Below are 18,039 nucleotides of genomic sequence, written 5' to 3'. Positions count from 1 at the left end.
GTAAAGCCTTAGCCTTACTCAGCAGGAACGGGATAAAAACGAGACTATTCCGCGGCCTGACTTATTTCACCATCGTCAAAGATCGCTTCGATCGGTTCACCGAACAATCGGGCAATACGGAAGGCCAATGGCAGAGACGGGTCATAGCGTCCCGTCTCAATCGCGTTGACGCTTTGCCGGGAAATATCCAACTGATCGCCCAGCGCAGCTTGCGACCACCCGTGTTGAGCGCGCAGTTCCTTGAGCCGATTATGCACAGCCCATCTTCCGCGCTGGGCCAAAAGCCGTGAATACGCCGAACATCCCGATGATGATCGGGAAGACAAAGAAAACAGGTAGCTTCGGCAAGGCGTCGAGGAATAATTCTGCCAACCCCCATACGCCTGAGATAGACAGCGCCACGAATAACGCGCTCATCATGGCCTTGACCATAAAATGTCGTGCCGCCTCATCAACATCACGAAAATAAACCCACATGGAATAGACCATCAGCAGGATGAACAGTCCGGGCACAAGCGCCAAACCAACATTGATTGCGGTGAGCGGATCGCCATCATCGAGCTGTGTGGATACGCCGAAAACAGCGCCAATATATCCCGCCCCCGCGCCCAGACAGGTTCGCAGATAGCGTTTTCGAATGAGGGCTTGCGACATGATGAACTCCTAGAATTGTCAAGTTACCTTGACTTAGACAAGCACCCTTTACATGTCAAGCGCCCTTTCCAGTCTCAATATTGGATGGCCGATAGTCTGGGCGTTGTTTTATCCGTTCATAGACACTCTCATGCAGCGTAGCTTCGGGCGGTAGTTTACGACGAGACCCTAATCCGAGACGCAGCCAACGAGAGTGATTCCCTATCCGGATCACTTTCGGCCAGACAGTCGGCACAAGTTCAAAAAGATACCAGAACACCCCTTTCCACCCCGAGAAAGACGGGTGGAGCTTCGCCGCTGAGTCCGCCTCGGGATAGAGATATTCCGTGTGGGCATTATAGGGCTCTTCGCCAGTGACATAACGGAGCATCCGTCCGTTCAATTTCAGCTCTGCGACTATGTCGTTTTTCAATTCGGTCGGCTCTATCGCCGCTTTCATCATCCAATTGAGAGGAATTTGCGACAGACCGCTATCGTCTCGGATATTGCCGCCACCGACATCCCCATGCGCGCCAGAAAACCAGACCTCTTCCAGATCTTGTTCAGAGGCCTTTTCGTCTGGGACATACCGACTGGTTCGGTGTTTCTGATCAGCGGGCCACAGGCTGACGGGGAAGAATTGACGCCGTTCATCAATCGAGATCGCGTGACGTACCCGTCTCACCGACTCGTTCAGAAAAGTGTGAGGATAGGGATTGAGCGTGAGAGGAAAGGGAGACCCCAACCTGAAACCCGGTGCCATCACGGATGCCACCGTATCGAATAGTCCCAGAAAATGGACCGGAACGGTGTAGGCTTGGGTCACACGCCGAAAAGTGACCGCCTTAGCTGACTGGGTCTCCTCGGCAGGGGCAGCTTTGCCCTCGCTCTCCTCTTCCTCGCCGTCATCCTTATCGAGTAAATCCGGAACGTTTTCGCCAGAGTATGTGGGCCGTCGTCTTTTGGGTTTGGCCAGATAGGCCGCGTAGGCCGCACCGACGAGATTATCCTGATTGGGTTTCAGAACGCCAACCGCATGGATCATCCCAGCCAGTATTCGCGCCATATAGGCACCGCGACTATAGCCGAAAATGAAGATATGATCGCCGGGTTCATAATGACGGACGATAAATCGGTAGGCTTCTTGGACCCGACGATCCAAACCATAGCCGAACAGATTACCGAGCAGTTTGTCGCGAAACCAATCCAACATCCGCGACCAAGGACGAACTTCGACTAAGGTTCCGACCCCTTGCGAGTAATAGACAGGTTGCCCGCCAATGCTCCGGAGGGTCAGATAGATTTTCAGGACATTCGAGATGTTCTCTTCAATCTCATTACCCGTCCCATCGAGACAGATAATAATATTCTTAGGCCCAGGAGTGTCTTTTACCATGGTGGCACTTTTTGATTTGGCACTGTCTTTCGGCATGGTGGCTCCTCCGGCCCAATAGGCGAGAAGACGATAGCCTAATTTTAGTGCCACACCGAATCCGGGTATTTGCAGAACGGCGCCGTCTACGTCACAGTCCAACAATGAACCAAGCGACACGCATGAGCCGGGAGCAGATCGATCAGGCAGAAGACGCCGGGATACTGACACCCAAACAAGCCCGTGCCATGCGGGCGGAGTTGGCCGTCACCGAACCCCATGCACCGCCTGTGACCGCAACAGACGCGGTAATTGGGGACGAGGATGATCTACGGTTCCTGCGCAGCTTCGGCGATGTCTTTATCGGTGTCGGTCTGATCCTACTCGCGCTCGGCGTCAGCGCTATCATGGCCCTCGTCGGGGGCGGTCCGGTCTTTCTTCTCGCCGCAGTCGGTGCGTTCGTCATGGCCGAATATTTCGGGCGGCGAAAACGCGCCCATTTTCCAACCTTGATTACGGCCCTCGCTTTTCTCCTATTCGTGCAAACCGGGTTGGAGGGGCTCGCCAGCTTAAGCGGGATCGTGGCAGCGCTGATTACGGTTGCGGCGATGGCGTTATTCTATGCCCGTATCCGCCTGCCCTTTTGCATTGCGCTGATCGCCGTCTCGCTCATCTATTTATTATTCGCCGTTCTGGCCCAGATCGCGCCAGACTTGCTGCGTGACCGGATCGGTGTCGTGTTGATCCTGTCTGGGCTAGCCGTGTTTGCGGCGGCGCTCGCCTATGACACGCAAGACACCCATCGACGCACGCGCTTTGCCGACAATGCTTTCTGGCTACATTTCCTCGCCGCGCCGTTGCTTATCCACGGACTAGTCGGACAAGCCGTTATGTCGAAATCAGAGTTGCTGTTCGATCTCATTCCGGTCCTGGCCTTCACGGAACGCGATGCGATCATCATCCTGATCGGGATGGCTGTGATCACCGTGATTGGGCTTGCCATTAACCGCCGCGCACTGATCGTGTCTGCACTCGGCTATGCAGGCGTGGCCGTGGGTTTCCTTGTCAGTCAGACCAGTCTCAGCCTCGGCACAGCCCTATCCGTCACCTTAATCCTGCTTGGCGCGGCCATCGTGCTGCTGGGCGTGGCTTGGCATCCGGTGCGCAACCAACTGATCCGAGTGCTGCCGAACTGGCGTATCTTCCCGCCGCCTTATGAACCGCCTCAAACCGCAGTTGCGAGTTGATAGACTTGATAGATTGGGGGCAGACCCCACATCCGCAGCATGACTGACTACGCTTCTGCTTTTACACCCCGCGAAATTGTTTCTGAGCTCGACCGCCATATCGTCGCGCAAAGCGACGCAAAACGCGCCGTCGCCATTGCACTGCGTAACCGTTGGCGGCGGAAGCAGCTCGATCCGGGCTTACGCGCAGAGGTCACACCCAAGAATATTTTGATGATCGGCCCGACCGGCGTGGGTAAAACCGAGATCAGCCGTCGCCTTGCCAAATTGGCCAAAGCGCCCTTCCTCAAAGTCGAAGCGACCAAATTTACCGAAGTCGGCTATGTTGGCCGCGACGTCGAACAAATCATCCGGGATCTCGTCGAAGCGGCGATCACGCTCTTAAGAGATGAAAAACGCGGGCTCGTCACGGCTCAATCAGAAGCCGCCGCAGAAAATCGCATCATCGACGCCCTGGCGGGTGATAATGCACGCGAAGGCACGCGCGAATCCTTCCGTCGCAAACTGCGGGCAGGTGAACTCGACGCGACAGAGGTTGAGTTGGAACTGTCCGACACATCCTCCCCGTTCCAGTCGATGGATATTCCGGGGCAGCCTGGCGGTGGTATGGGGATGATCGATCTGTCCGCCATGTTCGGCAAGATGGGTAAGACCAAGACCGTGACGCTGAAAGTCAGCGACGCCTACACGCCGCTCCTCAGTGAGGAAGCCGACAAGCTGATCGATGAAGACGCGATCAAGCGCGAGGCGGTGGAACTGACACAAGAAGACGGCATCGTCTTTCTCGATGAAATTGACAAAATCACGGCCCGGTCTGACGCGCGCGGAGGAGATGTTTCCCGCGAAGGGGTGCAACGTGACTTGCTTCCCTTGATCGAAGGCACAACCGTCTCGACTAAATATGGTCCGGTCAAAACTGACCATATTCTGTTTATCAGCAGCGGGGCTTTCCACGTCGCCAAACCGTCCGACCTGCTCCCCGAACTCCAGGGTCGTCTCCCCATCCGCGTCGAGCTGCGCGCCCTAACAGAAGCCGACTTCGTGCGCATCCTCACCGAGCCCGAAGCCAGCCTGATCAAACAATATACCGCCCTGATGGCGACCGAAGGTGTGACCCTCAACTTTACCGAAGACGCCATCGCCGAGATCGCCAAAATTAGTGCGCAGGTAAATGGCAGTATCGAAAACATCGGTGCGCGACGCCTGCACACGGTGATGGAACGCCTGCTCGATGAGATCAGCTTCACCGCCACAGACCGCGACGGCGAAACCATCAAGATCGACGCGAACTATGTCAAAGAGACAGTCGGCAAGCTCGCCAAGGATCAGGATTTGAGCAAGTTTATTTTGTGAGCGCACTAGCGCCCCTCACCTCGTGACCCTATCTTCAAGCCCTTTTAAAGGAGTGCCCTGACAGTGATCCACTAACGGAAAGCCATACCGATACGGCCGCGTGAGCGTGGAGCCGTGCGCCTTTCCACTTGACCCCATGACCGCATGGGCAGGATTTTTCATGTCTAAACTTATTTACGATGTCTCCGTCTCTATCGACGGTTATATTTCTGGGCCAGACGGCGACGTCTCCCAATATCCGCATTCCAGTCCGATGGTGGACGATTACTTCGAGCGACTGTCTGGTTACACGATCGCAGTAATGGGTCGCGCGACCTATGAATTCGGCTATGCGTTCGGGTTAAAGGCCGGTGCAAACCCCTACCCGAACATGCGCTCTATCGTGCTGTCCCGGTCGATTACATTACCTGACGATACCGCCGTTGAGATTATCCGCACGGAGGCCTGTGAGTTTGTGCGCGACCTAAAAAAGAACGAGACAGGATCGATCTATCTTTGTGGTGGCGGGGCATTAGCGGGCAGTCTGGCGCGAGCTGGATTGATCAACGAGCTGCGCCTGAAGCGCCCGCATATTTTGCTGGGCGGCGGCACGCGATTGTTTGGCGAGGACGGCGCGTCGCTGCGGCTGTCCCAGATCGACCAAACGGATTATGGCGATGGCTCTCTCTATCAGGCCTTCACCGTCACCCGGTCATAGCCTGGACGGCTGCGTTAGCGCCCAGGCTCTAACGCAGCCTTTAATTCCGGCACATCATAAGCGTCGCGCAGATAGGTCGGCTCAACCCTCGCCTGCGTCGCCTGCTCAAGCGCATAACCATAGCTCAGGATCGCTTTGTCCTGACCCGCACTGCCCATGATGGAGAAGCCGAGCGGGACGCTGTGAACAGCCCCCATCGGCACCGTGACATGCGGATAACCTGCGACGGCAGCAAGATAGCCTGCGCCCGCCCAGGACGGCCATGTATCGCCATTAACGGGATCGACCCGCGAGGATAACGGGCCGGATGGGCTGACCAGCATGTCGACATTGTATTCAGCCATCATGGCGTCAATGCCGCGCTCACCAGTTGCGCGCAGAATATTGGCTTTGGCCGCTAGATAATCCGGGTCATCAAGACCCGATCGGTCATTGGAACTGTCCATGATGCTTTGGTCAAACACGGCCATCTCCCGCGGGTCGGCAAGGTTGAACGCAATCACGTCTTCGAGCGATCGCACCGGAATGTCAGCTGGGCTGTCGGCAAGATACTCATCGAGCGTCGCTTTGAATTCCCACTGCAGGACGCCAAACGAGTCCCGGCCATAATTCTCGCCCTCACGCTCAAACTCCTCAATCTCAACCAGCTCTGCGCCCGCAGCCTCCATCGCGGCTAGACCTGCATTGAAGCGGGACTGTATATCAGCACTGCCTTGCGAGAAGCGTAGCACGCCGACCCGTTTGCCTTGCAGGCTGCCCGCGTCCAGACTGGCGGCGTAGCCTGAGCTACCATCCGTCGCCATTGCATCCAACATCATAGCCGCACCGCGAACCGTACGAGTCATCGGCCCCGCCGTGTCTTGGGTCGAGCTGATCGGCACAATATATTGCTGGCTGACAACGCCGACGGTCGGCTTGAAACCCACGATGCCATTTACGTTTGACGGGCAGATAATTGAGCCATTCGTCTCTGTGCCAACCGCGCCAGCCGCCAAACCTGCTGCCATAGCAACCCCGGACCCGGACGAACTGCCACAAGGACTGCGGTCTAGCATATGCGGGTTGCGGACCTGTCCGCCCACAGCCGACCAACCGGAAACGGAATCGTTAGAGCGGAAATTAGCCCATTGCGACAGGTTGGTCTTGCCGAGAATGACGGCACCTTGCGCGCGCAGACCCGCGACCAACGGACTATCGCGTCCCGTGATGTTACCCTGCAGCGCAAATGCGCCCGCTGTCGTCGCGACAGGATCCAATGTTTCGATATTGTCTTTAAGCAAGATCGGTAGACCATCGAGCGGGCCGAGCGTTTCGCCCGCAGCGCGGCGCGCATCTGAGCTTTCCGCCTGTGCCATCGCGTCTGGGTTCAGCGCGAGCACAGACTGCAAGCGCGGACCATTCCGGTCGATCGCATCGATCCGGTCGAGATAGGCTTGTGTTAGCTCAGTGGCCGTCGCCTCACCCGTATCCAGCATAATCGCCAATTCTGGCAAACTTTGAGCCATGAGCCCGGTAGCCGCATAGTCGGCGGATGTCTGAACCACGGGCTGAGGGGATGGGTCCACTGTCGCAGTGGGGGAACAGGCCACAAGTGAGAGAGCGGCGGCGGAAGCGAAGTAAAGATTTTTCATACCCTATCCCTGCCGGGAACTGGGGACGGCATCAAGAGCGAAGGAAGACGTACCATGCGCCCGCGCCGCCATGTCGCGCATGGGCGGGCGCATAAGTCGCGATCATCGGGCGCAATTCGGCGCCGCTCAGCCAAGCCGGTAACTGGGTGCGCAGCACGCCCTCCAACCGGGGACCTTTGCCTGTGATGACAAGCAGGCAGCGCTCTCCACGTTTCGCCGCGCGAAAGATGGATGTCGATAGGACCTTATAAGCTTGAACTTGCGTCATGCCGTGGAGATCAAGCCTTGAGTCGATCTCGACCTTACCCCGACGCACGCCCCGATCTGTTGCAGATGGGACAGGGCCTGAGGGGGGTGTTGAGCGTTGTGGCTTGAGCAGCGGCAGACGCATCATGGCACTAAAGTCGTCTCGCGTCGGACCGGGAGCGAGCGTGGGACGCGCGGCGCCCTTACCATGCGGGCGGCGGCGTGGGCTGACCGTCCGTGCGACCCGGTTCCAGACCAGACGCTCAGACGGGTCGAGCGACCGGGTCAAGAGATCGAGTCAGGTTTCAAAGACGGTGTCGGGATGAGCGACTTGGGTACGAGTATGGTCCAGCGCACAGGATGTTTCATTACGCCAGCCAATGCGCCTGCATCAGCGCCCGCACCGAAGAATAAATCCCCGCGTAGCGCGCCCGTAATGGCACTGCCCGTATCCTGCGCCACGACCAGTAGCCCGGTCTGCTCCCCAATATAATCACGCGGGGCCTGCGGCAGTCGTGTCTCTAGCCAAGCCAGCGTCCCATAGGGATGAGAGCGGGAGTCAACAGCGATGGATCCCATTGCCGTCAAAGGCACTTGCATACCCCCACGTGGGCCCTCGCCCGGCGCGATGGCCTGTTCAGAGAAGAAGATATAGCGCGGATTTTCGTTCATCAGGTCTCGCGTTTTTTCTGGCCCGACATCGGCCATCCAAGCTTCGATATTGCGTTTCGCTGATTGGTCACGGCTCAAATCTCCACGTTGGATCAGAACTCGACCAATGGACCGGTAAGGCCGCCCATTGTTTCCTGCATAGGCTGCGCGCAAGACGCGACCATCAGCATAACGCAGACGACCTGAACCTTGGATTTGCAGAAAGAAGACATCAATCGGGCGACCATAGGCAATCACTCGCGAACTTTTCGGACCGAGTTTAGCGCGGGGCAGACGCTGCACTTTTTTGGACTTGGGCACCGCCAATATGGGTTCGGAGAAAATCGCGTCTGGTTCGATCTGTACGTCGACTTCTGGTTCATAATAGCCGGTCAGTAGGCCCTCATCCGACTCCTCTGTCGACAAAACCACGGGTGTGAATAGAGATTCGAAAAAAGGCCGCGCATTGGTCGCGTGCGGAACCGCCTCACAGGCTTCGGCCCAGTCACCATAGGATCCATAATGCGGCAGGTTCGCATTGAGCGGCGCGTCCGGATCCGCTTGCAACATGGACTCACAGCTGCGCTCAAAGGCGGCTAATGCGGGCTCGAGATCCGCCTCTGCCCATCCCGATAAGGATGAGAATGCATCTGGAGTCTCGACAATTGGCGCCTCAACGATGGGCTCTGGCGGCGGCTCGCTCGGCGCAGGTGGTGGGGCAGGAATTGGCGGTGCAGGCGGGGCAATCGGAACGGGCTCGGCAATCACGATCCCATCAGGATCAAGCTCAATCGGGCCCTTCGTCGTCGCACAGGCTGATAAGGTTAGCGCGACACATAGGCTTAACGCGGCGCGAGCACTCCGAAAGCGAAACATGCTTATGTCTCGGCGTCAGGTGTGGACGTATCGGGCGTCGGGTCAGCGGGCAGAGCATCCCCCTCTGACGGCTCGACATCCGAGAGTCGCCAAGCCGGATCGCTTGAGCCAATTACGCGCTCAAATGTCCAATATTCAGAAATCGAGGCGAGCGTGTCCGGATCCCCTTCGACCAACTCACCCTCAGCGTCACGCAGAGCGGATGCGATGTCGGCTTCATATAGAACTCGAATATAGGCCGTACCGTCTTCGATCCGTGCGCTTTTGATCTGACCCGTCCGCAACCGACCGAGGTCCGTCACCTGAGTCAAGGATTGCGCATCGCGATCTGTGATAGCGGCGTCATAGACGTCGTAAACATCGTCACTTAACAAGTCTCGCAGCGTATCGCGATCACCGGAAGCAAAAGCTTCCAAAATCATCGCATAGGCTGTCTTTGCGCCATCAATAAACCGGGCTGGTGAGAAATCGGGTTCGGCCCGCGCAATGGCGCCTAGGCCGATTTCATCCTCGATAGCCTCATCGGCAACCAAGCCAAGTTCGCCGTCTCGGACGGTCGGGGCGTCCGGCTTTCCAAAGGCTTCATCCGGTTTAAACGCATCGTCTGGGCCCCGGCCCACCGACTTACCCAGCACCGAATAGAAGGCCACACAGATCACAGCGGCGATTGCGGCGTAGAGAACGACTTCAAACATAAGCGGTATATAGGGACGCAGCGACCATTTGTAAGCCGACATTTCCATGCAATCATGCGCTCATTAAGCGCATCTTGGCGTTGCGCCGCACTTCCACGCCGTGATAGCGGGCGCGCGACAATTCGTTTCACCCGTCAACTTGATAGAAGCTGCGAGACCATCATGGCGAAAACGCCCAAAAAAACCAAAACCGACAAGTCCAAAGCCGAAGAGGCCAAGGCCGTTGACGAGAGCAGCCTAAACATCGCCCTTGAAGACGGTGCGCCCGCTCCGACTGAAGCGCCTACAGACGGCGCTGCAGGGGCCAAGCCGACACCCGACACTGTCGGTGAGCCGATGGTGAATGTGCTGGCTCAATACGTCAAAGATATGAGCTTCGAGAATCCAAACGCGCCGGACTCATTGCGCTCAAGCCATCCTCAGCCCGAAGTCTCCATCGATTTACGCATCGGCCGGCAAGTCAGCGAAAACAATACGCTTGAAGTCAGCATCCTGATCAAGGCCCACGCTACGCGCGGTGAGACAACTGTCTTTATCGCTGAACTAGATTATGCAGGTCTGTTCCAGATCCAGAATGTCGACATGGAGCAAATCCAGCCACTGATGATGATCGAATGCCCGCGCATTCTCTTCCCATTCGCGCGCAAGATCCTGGCCGACATGACTCAAGACGGTGGCCATATGCCGATCATGCTCGATATCCCTGACTTCGCCGGCATGTTCCGCGAAGAAATGATGCGCCGTGCCCAAGAGCAAGGCCTGAACTAAATCAGTTTGGTCCCAATAAAAAAGCCCGCCAATTTGGCGGGCTTTTTCTTTTCTATCGTAGGAAATCTTATTCGCTCATTTCTCGTAAAACGACCCTGAGAGTTTCCATCGCTTCGCGAACTTCGACCTCGCCGATCACAAGGGGCGGTGCCATGCGCAGCACATTATTGCCGGCTGTTCCCACCATGAGCTTGTGGTTCAGGGCAATGGTCTTGGCTTTCAAATTATCGCCGTCCACCCGCATCTTAAGACCAATGAGCAGGCCCTTACCGCGCACATCTTCGATCAGATCAGGAAACTCATCTTTCAGACCCGCAAGCGCCTGACGGAATTTGTTCGATATATCGCGGACATGTTCGAGAAACTCTGGCTGACTGATCCGGTCAAACACGGCCATACCGGCCGCCATAGCGAGCGGATTGCCGCCATAGGTCGTGCCGTGCGTGCCTGGCACCATATGTTTGGCCGCCTCTTCCGATGCGATCACAGCGCCGAGCGGGAAACCGCCGCCGACACCTTTGGCCACAGCCATGATGTCGGGTTCTCCACCCTCGACCCATTGATGCGCAAAAAGCTGCCCGGTTCGAGATGCGCCGCATTGGACTTCATCATAGATCAGCAAGGCATCGTTTTCGTCGCAAAGCTCTCGCAGACCGCGCAGACATTCCGGCGGCAGCGCACGAACGCCACCTTCGCCCTGAACAGGTTCGACAAGAATAGCCGCCGTGGTCGGGCCAACGGCCTCTTTCAGCGCATCATGATCACCAAACGGCAGGTTGATAAAGCCCGGCAAGCGCGGTCCAAACCCTTCGAGATATTTCGGATTACCGGCTGCATTGATCGCCGCAAAAGAGCGGCCATGAAACGCGCCACCAAAGCCGATAATATCAACGCGTTCAGGACGGCCTTCGCCATATTGATAACGCCGCGCCGTCTTCATCGCGAGCTCTAGGCTTTCTGTGCCTGAGTTCTGGAAGAAAACTTTGTCAGCCCACGGCAGCGCATCGCAATAACGTTTGGACAGCTCTATCTGACCTGGAACTTTGAACATGTTGGACAAATGCCAGACCCTGCCCATTTGTTCTGTGACCGCGTCAGTGACGTCCTTTGGCGCATGGCCGAGTGAATTGACCGCAATACCTGCGATGAAGTCGAGATAGCGCTCGCCCTTATCCGTATAGAGATAGGCCCCCTCGCCGCGCTCAAAAGTGATGTCGGGGGGATTGTAACAATCGAAAAGGTGGTTACCTTTGGCCATGATCATTGGCCTCCTGCTTAGTCAGGATTTGATCCGCCAGCCTGCGCGAAGCACCAACAAGACGGTAAGAAACAGAGCGATATTCAAGGCAGCGATAAAGACAACCCCTATGAGAAGATTTCCGTCCGCTTCGCCCGTAAATCCGTAGCGAAATCCATCGATCAGATAGAAGAGCGGGTTGCCTTTGATGAGGTCTTGGAAAATACCCGGCAAGACGTCAATCTTGTAAAACGTACCAGACAGGAAGGAGAGTGGCAGAATAATGAATTGATTGACGACGGCGAGCTGGTCGAATTTTTCTGCCCAAATACCCGATAGGACTCCAACCATTGCCATCATGACCGCCGCTGACAGACCGAAATAAAACACAGCCCAGACATGGGTAGGGATAAGCGGCGTAAATATAGAGAGCGCCAATGCGGTCGCGACTGCTACGAGTACGCCGCGTGTGGCCGCGCCGCCTATCCAACCCAAGGCCAGCTCAGTCGGGGAGAGCGGCGGCATCAACACATCGGTGATCGACCCCATCATCTTGCCCGTCATGATCGAGCTACTGGAATTGGCGGCCGCATTATTAAGAATGCCGAGCATCACAAGACCCGGCGCGAGAAAGGCCATAAAACTTTGTGGATCAGGCCGCAGCGCCGAGAAGGCGAGCACAAAGACCGTCATGTAAAGCAGATTGGAAATAATCGGCGCAAGCAGTGTTTGCGGCCCAACCCGCATAAAGCGCCTGACTTCCTTCATATATAAAGTCCTCAAACCCATCCAATTGATCGGGCCGAGATGACGAGCTGTTGGAGGCAATTGTTCGAGCATGGAACGCGCTTTAAACGGGGGGCGCCCCCCTGTCCAACCAACAGCCTAGTCGGAATTCGGTGCCATCAGCGGGTAAGCTGTGGATGAACCTGCCACAACATCTTGTTTCTTGTGGATAGGAGGCCGCTATATTTTGTGGTTCTGAAACGACTTGCTACAAGATTTACGAATTAGACAACTAGATATGGTGTGCGGGATAAACCCGCCCGCCGACCGAAGGAGATCGTCCATGGCTTGGACCGAAGACCGCGTCGCAACGTTAAGTAAACTCTGGGCCGATGGCCTTTCTGCGTCACAGATCGCTAAGCAATTAGGCGGCGTGACCCGCAATGCCGTAATCGGCAAGGTTCACCGTCTCGGCTTGTCAGGTCGAGCGAAACCGAGCCGGCCAAAGCCTGCCAAAGTTCAGTCCGCGCCACGGCCTACGCCGAAACCGAAGCCTGCGCGAACGACGGCCAAGTCATCCGCATCAACCAAAACAAAACCGGCCTCTACTTCGCTTCCGGCCTCGACCGAGCCGCCGTTGAAAGCCAAACCGCTAAAGGATGGCAGTTACGCGACGATCCTCACCCTGACGGATCATATGTGCAAATTTCCAATCGGCGATCCTACAGCCGATGAGTTTCGGTTCTGTGGTCGCGTTACGGATCCAGACGAACCTTATTGCACAGCCCATTCCATGGTCGCTTACCAACCCTCGCGTCGGCGCAATTCATCGGGCAAGATGATCAGCATTGGACCCGCTCCAACATCACGCAAACGCATCCGTTAGGGCGCGCCCTACAGACATCACGTTTTACAGGCGCGCCTTGCCGGGCGCGCCTTTTTCTTTACTGATTTTTTTGTGCGCCGCTTTTTCTCACGCTCTCTCTCAGCTCGACTGCTGTTGCTGACCTTCGGCTTTGTGCTGATGGCGGAAACGCTGCTGTTCGTTCCATCAATCGCCTTCTTTCGTCAGGAAGGGTTGGAGATGCGCGCCCGATCCGCCGGGTTGATCGCCGAAGCTTTGATGAACCAGACATCCGAAGACCCCTCCCGCGAAGCGTCAGAAATGCTGGCACAGCAATTCATGATGCAGACGGACGCTGATTTCCTCGCGGCATTTCAAGATGGTCAGACCCTCTTGATCTTGGGTGACCCTCCACAGGCCCGGATAATCGCGACGGCCGATTTGAGAAATCAGGGTCGGCTGCCCAATTTCTTTGCCACAGCCATGGACTTCTTTGCACGCGGTGATGGGTATCTACGTCTGATCGTCGCCTCCCCCATCGCCGGACAGGACCGGCTGGAAATGCTGGTGCCTTGTGCCGCCATCGGAGCAGACCTGCGCGCCTATGCGGGACGCATACTTCTGCTCAGTCTTTTGATCGCAGCCTTTGTCGGGGCCCTTATCTATCTATCGATGTTGCGCTTGATTGTGCGGCCCGTGCAACGTCTTGCCGACGATATGACAGCTTTTCGTGAAGCCCCGGAGCGCCGCCGCCGCGCTGGGCCGCCGTCAGACCGGGGCGACGAAATCGGTCAGTTGCAACGTGAGTTTCACGAGGTGAAACAATCGTTGCGATCGGCTTTTCGACAAAGAGAGCGTCTGGCCTCGCTCGGTCTATCCGTCACTAAGATCAATCACGATCTGCGCAACGTGCTCTCTACAGCGCTGCTTATGGCGGATCGACTGTCGATGCATGAAGATCCAAAACTCGCTGAGATGGGCGAACGGTTGACCCGGACTGTGGAGCGTGGCGTCGGTCTCACTGAAGAGGTTTTGGAGTATTCGTCAGCTCGAGAACCAGAACCGGTTCTTGAACCCGTTCAGCTGGGCCGCATCGTTGCTGAGGTTCAAGTCGATTTGCGCGTGGCCTTCCCGCGCGTCTGGATTGGCAACCGCATTGGTCGCGATGTCTGGATTTCCGCTGACCCCGAGCAGTTACATCGGATCTTATCCAATCTCACCCGCAATGCGGCTCAGGCGATGACGGGTCAGTCAAATGGCCGGGTAGAATTCTCTACCGAAATTATGGCCGATACCGTTATCACTAGAATCCAAGATAATGGTCCGGGCCTGCCGGACAGTGTTGAAGACCGGTTGTTCCTGCCGTTCACGCGCGGTCACAGCGAAGGCAGCACCGGCCTTGGCTTATCTATATCCAAAGAACTGGCGGAAAGAATGGGAGGGTCTTTAGAGTTACTAGAGACTGGCCCGGATGGGACCACCTTTATTCTCGGTCTCCCCCTAACGGAAGACCCGACTCAGTCTTGAGTGACTGCGACGGCCGTGCCTTCACGGCGCGGGTCGGCTGCGCCTTCCAAAGTTCCGTCTGGCAATACGCGAATGATGTGAAGACCGCTAATTTCACCGCGCGACCGCACCACATCATGGCCCATCGCTTCTAGCCCCTCAATCAGGTCCGAAGGCAGGCCGAATTCTTTGGCCGGGCCCGCGCGTTGAATTTCGTCCGTGTCCTCTTCGGGCAGATCTTTCGCTTCCAACCTGACCGTTCCGTTTCGCGCGATGACGTTCGGCAATTCTATGGCTTCTTGTGCCGACAGATCCCAGTCAATCAGACCGACAATTGTTTTGGCCGTATAGGCGAGGATAGAATTGCCACCGGGTGAACCCGTTGTGAAAGCGAGGGACCCGTCAGGCGCGAAGACAATATGCGGGGCCATGGAAGAACGCGGCCGTTTGCCAGGTTGCACCCGATTGGCGACGGGGCGACCTTCATCATCGGTTGGGCGGAAAGAAAAGTCCGTCAATTCATTATTGAGCATGAAGCCGCCGACCATGCGTTGCGAGCCAAATGGAGATTCAACCGTCGTCGTCATTGAGACGATAAGGCCGTCACGATCAACGATAGTGAAATGAGATGTGCCGGGCACTTCCGCCGTGGCGTCTTCTCCGGCTGGGCCGAGGTTGCCCGCTAGGTAAGTTGCGAGCGCTGCATTCGGTTTGATCAACCCTGACCGACCCGCGAGGTAACCTCGATCCAGCATGTCATCCACCGGAACGGTGACAAAATCAGGATCAGCGACATACCGATCTCGGTCCGCATAGGCGAGCTGGCTCGCTTCGATAAAATAGTGCCAACCCTCAACAGTTGGACCGACGCCCGCCATATCAAAGGGCTCCAGCAGGCCTAGAATAGCCTGAACCCCAACACCGCCGGATGAAGGCGGCGGGGCAGAGCAAAGACGATAATCGCGATAGGCTGAACACAGCGCGGGTTTCTTATTGGGCTGATAATTGGCCATATCCGCCAAGCTGAGTGTTCCGGGCAGTGGATTTTCACGGGTTTTATCGATGATACTTTGGGCGATCGGACCTTCGAGCAAGGCGCGAGGATTATCCTGAATAGCGCGAAGCGTCGCGGCATAGGCAGGATTATTCCGGGTAAACCCTTCGGGAATAGGCTTCGACGGATCACCATCAACAAAGAAATAGGCGCGAGCATTATCATCGCGCGGCAGGACATATTGCCCCATGCGAGCGACAAGGTTCGCCATACGCGGACTGACAACAAACCCGTCTTCAGCAAGCGTAATCGCAGAGTCCAACGTGTCGGCCCAAGCCAGCGTACCGTAATCCTCATGCGCCCGACCCAGCATGGCGACAACGCCAGGCACACCCGTTGAGCGACCCGATGCAATGCCGTCAAAATAGCGCAAAGGCTGACCGTCATCCCCAAGGAATAAGGCCGATGTAGCAGCCGACGGTGCCGTCTCGCGTCCGTCATAGGTCCAAGTCTCATTTGTCTTTGGATCGTGCACCACCATGAACGCGCCGCCGCCCAGTCCAGAACTTTGAGGTTCAACGAGACCAAGCACAGCCTGCACGGCAATCGCCGCATCAACGGCAGAACCGCCCGCGCGCAAAACCTCCGCCCCCGCATTTGTCGCATACGGGTTGGCAGCAGCAACCATGCCGCCGCCGAAATCGACCGATTTTAACTGATGGGCATCGGGTTTAACTTCTGGAGCAATACCCCCCTGACAGGCAGACAAGACAAGAGCGGTCGAGAACAGAAGAACACGAAGTATCATGTGAGCGCTTTGCCGTGCGGATCAAATTCGCGCAAGGGACTCGTAACGGTGGTCAGCGGGTGAAGGCTTGAACCGTATCATCATCTGGATTGGATACCATAATAGCCGAATTCAGCGCGGCAATATCAGCGACATCGAAGCCGACTTCGATATAGCTGCGGGTCGCTTCATCACAAACACCCCCATTACAATCGATATGTTCGATGTAGGGAACCGTATCAGAGATGATCGACACGCCAGTGGTTGTTAGCTCGACAGCTTTCGGAATTCCGCCAGACAACGCAATATCGGTAGTTATTGTGAAGCCCTGATAATCATCCGGTGTGATAAATGATCCGGCAATGTCGTTTTCGTAAATCAACAGACGGTGCACACCACGATGCTGGCCGTCCGATAAGATAACCGCCGCATAGACATTGCTTCGGATGCCCCGAAAAGAAAGTGGACTATAGAAATCAACAGCGACAATATTTGACGACGTCCCACTAGCATCAGGGAGTGTTATGCGCTCGATTTCTGTAAATTGGGTCAGCGTTTGTGTTTCCTGGCTCTGATACATGACAAGCTCTTTAGACGCCTTATCAACCGCAAAGAGATTCGTTCTAGCCACCGTTCCCGAACTGTAGCTTTGCCGACCCTCGGTCCAAAATTGGCAGAAGCCACCTGATGCCACGAGTGTTGTTGCCGCACCCAGTGTCAAAACACCGTTTGCATCGACAGTGACAGGGCGCGATTCGATACCACCTGCGGTTTTTGCCGTGAGATAGTGCAGAAATTGTCCATTTCTATCGTAAACACCACGCGCAGCGCACACATCGGTTTGATCATCAATCTTCTGATCGAGACCCTGCTGAAAAACGGTATCATCGTCCGGAAAGTGGATCGTAGCTACGCCGTTTTCTTGCGTAAATGTTGACCCTGCACCTCCAAGTGGATCCACGCACGATGTTATCACCGGGTAAGTTAGGCTAGTCAGAAAACCTGCGGTCGAGACAGGAGCTCCAGCAATTGAGGACACACTCAAAGCCGAGCTAGATCCATTCCACTCTCCAATAGCTCTTTGACCAGACCCATTCTGCCCAAGAATATCTATTCTGTAGACTGGTCGAAAACCCCCATCACAAAAGGACCCAGCTAGTATGTTATATCGGCGTACATTGAGATTGGTCGGCATTGTGACAGCTGATGCATCGTCAAGCATCACCGGCTGAAAGTCAGTATTCAATGGCGCCAGCACGATGTTGGCCAGAGTGATATCGACAGTTGTCGTGTCGGACAGGCTGCCGTCAGAGACTTGCAAAGTGAATTGCAACCTATCGTCTGCCTGTGTTTCAGGCATGGTCAGCGACAAATCTGCCTGCGTTGGGTTAGCGATCACGACCGCCGCGCCCGCCGTTTGGCTCCATTGATAGGTGATCGCGTCGCCGTCGGGGTCGGTTGAACCACTCGCCGTCAATGTGAAGGTTTGGCGTTCTTCTACCAATACAGCGCTTGCAGAAATATTTGCGGATGGAGCCTGATTAACCGGTGGTTCGGGCGTAAAATTTTGTGACGAAGAATCGGACGAGTTCCCGAAGCAACTCACCAAACCAAAAGATGCGAACGATGCCAGAAGGGCACGATTTGAAATCATGAACATCAGACCTTTCTACCTTTAATAGAAAATAGTTCTACCCCACATCACTGCAAATTAGCTTTGACCTTATGGATGCAGACTCAATTCTAAGGGATGAGGATGAGTTTTCATCGACTCAA

Annotated in this window: 17 protein-coding genes; 6 read left to right on the top strand and 11 right to left on the bottom strand. The window is 56.0% G+C overall.

The features are described 5' to 3' along the window. Positions 1-44: 44 nt before the first annotated feature. The 3 genes from QQL54_RS11635 to QQL54_RS11625 are packed head-to-tail and all read right to left on the bottom strand — an operon-like array spanning position 45 to position 2,065. Positions 45-257: a helix-turn-helix transcriptional regulator gene (locus tag QQL54_RS11635; RefSeq protein ID WP_284390845.1), complete on the bottom strand. Its 213-nt coding sequence runs from the start codon at positions 255-257 to the stop codon at positions 45-47. Continuing rightward, complete coding sequence (locus QQL54_RS11630; RefSeq protein ID WP_284390843.1) at positions 250-654, bottom strand: hypothetical protein; 405 nt, start codon at positions 652-654, stop codon at positions 250-252. Before QQL54_RS11630 ends, QQL54_RS11635 begins: the two co-directional genes overlap by 8 nt. A gap of 55 nt (positions 655-709) precedes the next feature. After that, positions 710-2,065: a T6SS phospholipase effector Tle1-like catalytic domain-containing protein gene (locus QQL54_RS11625; RefSeq protein ID WP_284390841.1), complete on the bottom strand. Its 1,356-nt coding sequence runs from the start codon at positions 2,063-2,065 to the stop codon at positions 710-712. Positions 2,066-2,169: 104 nt separating this feature from the next. On the opposite strand from QQL54_RS11625, the gene QQL54_RS11620 reads away from it, so the two are divergent. The 3 genes from QQL54_RS11620 to QQL54_RS11610 all read left to right on the top strand — a co-directional run bounded on the left by QQL54_RS11620 (position 2,170) and on the right by QQL54_RS11610 (position 5,302). Further along, the gene (locus tag QQL54_RS11620; protein WP_284390838.1) at positions 2,170-3,252 is read left to right on the top strand and encodes a V-type ATP synthase subunit I domain-containing protein; all 1,083 of its coding nucleotides are present in this window, start codon (positions 2,170-2,172) and stop codon (positions 3,250-3,252) included. 39 nt (positions 3,253-3,291) lie between these two features. Beyond that, positions 3,292-4,605: an ATP-dependent protease ATPase subunit HslU gene (hslU, locus tag QQL54_RS11615; protein WP_284390836.1), complete on the top strand. Its 1,314-nt coding sequence runs from the start codon at positions 3,292-3,294 to the stop codon at positions 4,603-4,605. A gap of 160 nt (positions 4,606-4,765) precedes the next feature. Beyond that, the gene (locus QQL54_RS11610; RefSeq protein ID WP_284390834.1) at positions 4,766-5,302 is read left to right on the top strand and encodes a dihydrofolate reductase family protein; all 537 of its coding nucleotides are present in this window, start codon (positions 4,766-4,768) and stop codon (positions 5,300-5,302) included. A gap of 14 nt (positions 5,303-5,316) precedes the next feature. Here QQL54_RS11610 and QQL54_RS11605 read toward each other — a convergent pair whose 3' ends face one another. The 4 genes from QQL54_RS11605 to QQL54_RS11590 are packed head-to-tail and all read right to left on the bottom strand — an operon-like array spanning position 5,317 to position 9,443. Beyond that, entirely contained in the window at positions 5,317-6,933 is a 1,617-nt protein-coding gene (locus QQL54_RS11605) for an amidase (RefSeq protein ID WP_284390832.1), read from the bottom strand. Positions 6,934-6,964: 31 nt separating this feature from the next. Next, positions 6,965-7,468 (bottom strand): Smr/MutS family protein, encoded by a 504-nt coding sequence (locus QQL54_RS11600; protein ID WP_284390830.1) that lies wholly within the window; start codon positions 7,466-7,468, stop codon positions 6,965-6,967. After that, on the bottom strand, positions 7,465-8,706 hold the full coding sequence (locus QQL54_RS11595; RefSeq protein ID WP_284390827.1) for an MltA domain-containing protein: 1,242 nt from the start codon (positions 8,704-8,706) through the stop codon (positions 7,465-7,467). Before QQL54_RS11595 ends, QQL54_RS11600 begins: the two co-directional genes overlap by 4 nt. Positions 8,707-8,708: 2 nt before the next feature. Further along, positions 8,709-9,443, bottom strand: a complete 735-nt coding sequence (locus QQL54_RS11590) for a Tim44/TimA family putative adaptor protein (protein ID WP_284390825.1) — start codon at positions 9,441-9,443, stop codon at positions 8,709-8,711. A 120-nt stretch (positions 9,444-9,563) separates the two neighbouring features. Here QQL54_RS11590 and secB point away from each other — a divergent pair, with 120 nt between their 5' ends. Then, positions 9,564-10,169: a protein-export chaperone SecB gene (gene secB / locus QQL54_RS11585; RefSeq protein WP_284390823.1), complete on the top strand. Its 606-nt coding sequence runs from the start codon at positions 9,564-9,566 to the stop codon at positions 10,167-10,169. A 67-nt stretch (positions 10,170-10,236) separates the two neighbouring features. On the opposite strand, the gene QQL54_RS11580 is transcribed toward secB, so the two are convergent. Next, positions 10,237-11,427 (bottom strand): aspartate aminotransferase family protein, encoded by a 1,191-nt coding sequence (locus QQL54_RS11580; protein WP_284390820.1) that lies wholly within the window; start codon positions 11,425-11,427, stop codon positions 10,237-10,239. Positions 11,428-11,448: 21 nt separating this feature from the next. Continuing rightward, complete coding sequence (locus QQL54_RS11575; RefSeq protein ID WP_284390819.1) at positions 11,449-12,246, bottom strand: ABC transporter permease; 798 nt, start codon at positions 12,244-12,246, stop codon at positions 11,449-11,451. Positions 12,247-12,475: 229 nt separating this feature from the next. On the opposite strand from QQL54_RS11575, the gene QQL54_RS11570 reads away from it, so the two are divergent. Next, entirely contained in the window at positions 12,476-13,018 is a 543-nt protein-coding gene (locus QQL54_RS11570) for a GcrA family cell cycle regulator (protein WP_284390816.1), read from the top strand. A gap of 72 nt (positions 13,019-13,090) precedes the next feature. Next, positions 13,091-14,503 (top strand): sensor histidine kinase, encoded by a 1,413-nt coding sequence (locus QQL54_RS11565; protein ID WP_284390814.1) that lies wholly within the window; start codon positions 13,091-13,093, stop codon positions 14,501-14,503. On the opposite strand, the gene ggt is transcribed toward QQL54_RS11565, so the two are convergent. Beyond that, positions 14,494-16,284 (bottom strand): gamma-glutamyltransferase, encoded by a 1,791-nt coding sequence (ggt, locus tag QQL54_RS11560; protein WP_284390812.1) that lies wholly within the window; start codon positions 16,282-16,284, stop codon positions 14,494-14,496. The genes QQL54_RS11565 and ggt overlap by 10 nt on opposite strands. Positions 16,285-16,336: 52 nt before the next feature. Continuing rightward, positions 16,337-17,917 carry a PKD domain-containing protein gene (locus tag QQL54_RS11555; RefSeq protein WP_431355932.1) on the bottom strand — a complete coding sequence of 527 codons (1,581 nt, stop codon included), beginning with the start codon at positions 17,915-17,917 and terminating at the stop codon, positions 16,337-16,339. Between the last annotated feature and the right edge of the window lie 122 nt (positions 17,918-18,039).

Source organism: Algimonas ampicilliniresistens (assembly GCF_030159955.1).
GTDB classification, from domain to species: domain Bacteria; phylum Pseudomonadota; class Alphaproteobacteria; order Caulobacterales; family Maricaulaceae; genus Litorimonas; species Litorimonas ampicilliniresistens.
This window is presented reverse-complemented; position numbering and strand designations above follow the sequence as displayed.

Excerpts from the sequence above, each read along its gene's own strand:
- QQL54_RS11630 (WP_284390843.1), bottom strand. The coding sequence starts at position 654 with ATGTCGCAAGCCCTCATTCGAAAACGCTATCTGCGAACCTGTCTGGGC.
- QQL54_RS11625 (WP_284390841.1), bottom strand. The coding sequence starts at position 2,065 with ATGCCGAAAGACAGTGCCAAATCAAAAAGTGCCACCATGGTAAAAGAC.
- QQL54_RS11620 (WP_284390838.1), top strand. The coding sequence starts at position 2,170 with ATGAACCAAGCGACACGCATGAGCCGGGAGCAGATCGATCAGGCAGAA.
- hslU (WP_284390836.1), top strand. The coding sequence starts at position 3,292 with ATGACTGACTACGCTTCTGCTTTTACACCCCGCGAAATTGTTTCTGAG.
- QQL54_RS11610 (WP_284390834.1), top strand. The coding sequence starts at position 4,766 with ATGTCTAAACTTATTTACGATGTCTCCGTCTCTATCGACGGTTATATT.
- QQL54_RS11605 (WP_284390832.1), bottom strand. The coding sequence starts at position 6,933 with ATGAAAAATCTTTACTTCGCTTCCGCCGCCGCTCTCTCACTTGTGGCC.
- QQL54_RS11595 (WP_284390827.1), bottom strand. The coding sequence starts at position 8,706 with ATGTTTCGCTTTCGGAGTGCTCGCGCCGCGTTAAGCCTATGTGTCGCG.
- QQL54_RS11590 (WP_284390825.1), bottom strand. The coding sequence starts at position 9,443 with ATGTCGGCTTACAAATGGTCGCTGCGTCCCTATATACCGCTTATGTTT.
- secB (WP_284390823.1), top strand. The coding sequence starts at position 9,564 with ATGGCGAAAACGCCCAAAAAAACCAAAACCGACAAGTCCAAAGCCGAA.
- QQL54_RS11580 (WP_284390820.1), bottom strand. The coding sequence starts at position 11,427 with ATGGCCAAAGGTAACCACCTTTTCGATTGTTACAATCCCCCCGACATC.
- QQL54_RS11575 (WP_284390819.1), bottom strand. The coding sequence starts at position 12,246 with ATGCTCGAACAATTGCCTCCAACAGCTCGTCATCTCGGCCCGATCAAT.
- QQL54_RS11570 (WP_284390816.1), top strand. The coding sequence starts at position 12,476 with ATGGCTTGGACCGAAGACCGCGTCGCAACGTTAAGTAAACTCTGGGCC.
- ggt (WP_284390812.1), bottom strand. The coding sequence starts at position 16,284 with ATGATACTTCGTGTTCTTCTGTTCTCGACCGCTCTTGTCTTGTCTGCC.
- QQL54_RS11555 (WP_431355932.1), bottom strand. The coding sequence starts at position 17,917 with ATGATTTCAAATCGTGCCCTTCTGGCATCGTTCGCATCTTTTGGTTTG.